Below are 2,373 nucleotides of genomic sequence, written 5' to 3' on the forward strand. Positions count from 1 at the left end.
CTCGGCCGACCGTAGTGCCGCGAGCGCCTGCGCGTGCTTGCTGCCCGCGTCGGCGGTACCGGCGTCGGCGGCGGTGGTGTCGCCCTTCGAGGAGATGGTTACGACGGTCATGTCCCTCCAGCGATGGTGCCTGCCGGCGGAGACCGGTGGTGGAGCACTCTACGAACACACGTTCGATAGAACACCAGTACACAACTCATGCCGCGCGCTGTCAAACCATCCGGTTCGCAACACTGCCCAGAGCGACGTCGGGCAGACGTCCAGGTAAAGCATGCCCAGACGGCAGGTGCTGGCAGGGCCGAATTTCGTTCAGCTGAGGCTCGGGTCTTCCGGCTGAGCCGAACAGTTCGGCCCTGCTGAACCAGGCGCGGCAGAAACCAGCGATCTTCAGCCCTGCTGAATTCTCCAGCTGGGCTGAATCACTAGGGGGCTGAGGTGAACGTTCTCCAGCAGAGCCGGCACCCTCTGGCTGACCACACATTGTCTGCCGGAGCCTCGCCCGACCAGCCCAGACAGCAGGCAAGCACCGCGGCCGGAACACGCCGAGGCCCGAACGCTCCCCGTACCCCCGTCGGTGCGGGGAAGCGCCCGGGCCGTACAGCACGCCCTACGAAAGGCTGGTCAGGTCTCCAGCACGTAGAGCGACAGCGTGTGCGCCACGAGAGCGGGCTTCTCGGCCCCCTCGATCTCGACGGTGACCTTGGAGGCGAGCCGCACACCGGCCGCCGTCGGCTCGGCCGAGAGGATCTCGGTGACGGCGCGCACCCGCGCCCCCGAGGGCACCGGGCTGAGGAACCGCAGCCGGTCCATGCCGTAGTTCATCACCATGGCGACGCCGCCCACCTGCACGAGCGAGGACGCCAGGTGCGGCAGCAGCGACAGCGTGAGGTACCCGTGCGCGATCGTGGAGCCGAACGGCCCGGCGGCCGCCCGCTCGGCGTCGAGGTGGATCCACTGGTGGTCCTCGGTCGCGTCGGCGAACGCGGCGATGCGCTCCTGCGTGACCTCGAACCACTCGCCCGTGGCGGTCCGGCCCACGGCCCCGGCGAGGTCCGCCGGTGAGGCGACGGCGATGACGCCGTCCCGGTCCGCGCTCATGCCTTGGGACCACCCGCCACGTACAGCACCTGGCCCGAGACGAAACCGGACTGCTCCGCGCAGAAGAACGACACGGCGTTCGCGATGTCCTCGGGCTGGCCCACGCGCCCCACGGGCACGTCCTTGGCGGCCACGCTCAGGTAGTCGGACAGCGACACCCCGATGCGCTCGGCGGTCTCGCGGATCATGTCGGTCTCGATCACGCCGGGCGCCACGGCGTTCGCGGTGACGCCGAACTTGCCGAGCTCGATCGCCAAGGTCTTGGTGAAGCCCTGCATGCCCGCCTTGGCGGCCGAGTAGTTGGCCTGGCCGCGGTTGCCGAGGGCGGAGGTCGAGGACAGGTTCACGATGCGGCCGTACTTCGCCTCCACCATGTGCGCCTGCACGGCCCGGGTCATCAGGAACGCGCCCCGCAGGTGCACGCCCAGCACGGCGTCCCAGTCACCCACGGACATCTTGAACAGCAGGTTGTCACGCAGGATGCCGGCGTTGTTCACCAGCACGGTGGGCGCGCCCAGCTCGGCGGTGACACGGGCCACGGCGGCAGCGACGGACTCCTCGTCGGCGACGTCGACGCCCACGGCGAGCGCGCGCCCGCCGTCGGCCACGATGGCCTCCGCGGTGTCCTTGGCCTGGTCCTGAAGGAGGTCCAGGACGGCGACGGCGAAGCCGTCCTGCGCGAGCCGACGGGCCGTGGCGGCACCGATGCCGCGGGCCGCTCCGGTGACGATGGCTGTACGAGTCATCAGGGGTTTCCTCTCGTTGCGTGAACTTCGGTGTGGACGTCGTCATGGGACGCCCAGGGTCAGAACATCTCAGAACATCACGAGCTGCCGCAGCGCCGCGCCGGAGGCGAGGCGGTCGAGCGCGACGGGCAGGTCGGGAAGGGTGATGCGGTCGGACACCAGCCGCTCCAGGGGCAGCCGCCCGGCCCGCCACAGCTCCACATAGCGCGGGATGTCGCGGCTCGGCACGGCCGAGCCGAGGTAGGAGCCCACCACGGTGCGGGCCTCGGCGGTCAGGCTGAGCGGGGAGACGCTCGCCCGCGCGTCGGGGTGCGGCAGGCCGACCGTGACGGTAATACCACCCGGGGTCGTCAGGGCGTAGGCGGTCTCGAAGGCACGGGCCGAGCCGGCGGCCTCGATCACCACAGGGGCGCGCAGCCCCTGGTCGGCGGCCTCCTGCGGCCCGACCGCGAGGGCCGCGCCGAGCTCCCGCGCCAGATCGAGCTTGGCGGGCACGGCGTCGACGCCCACGACCTCGTGCCCCAGCGCG

General features: G+C 70.9%; 3 protein-coding genes. All 3 read right to left on the reverse strand.

Going from position 1 to position 2,373, the window contains the following annotated elements; genetic code table 11:
• Positions 1-621: 621 nt before the first annotated feature.
• Positions 622-1,098, reverse strand: a complete 477-nt coding sequence (locus PROKR_RS24190) for a MaoC family dehydratase (RefSeq protein WP_036968769.1) — start codon at positions 1,096-1,098, stop codon at positions 622-624.
• Positions 1,095-1,844, reverse strand: a complete 750-nt coding sequence (fabG, locus tag PROKR_RS24195; RefSeq protein WP_036968772.1) for a 3-oxoacyl-ACP reductase FabG — start codon at positions 1,842-1,844, stop codon at positions 1,095-1,097. The genes PROKR_RS24190 and fabG overlap by 4 nt, the downstream gene beginning before the upstream one ends.
• Positions 1,845-1,913: 69 nt before the next feature.
• Positions 1,914-2,373: zinc-binding dehydrogenase (locus PROKR_RS24200; RefSeq protein ID WP_157602648.1), on the reverse strand; the 460-nt coding region annotated here is incomplete at its 5' end.

It is taken from the genome of Promicromonospora kroppenstedtii DSM 19349 (assembly GCF_000515355.1).
GTDB lineage: Bacteria > Actinomycetota > Actinomycetes > Actinomycetales > Cellulomonadaceae > Promicromonospora > Promicromonospora kroppenstedtii.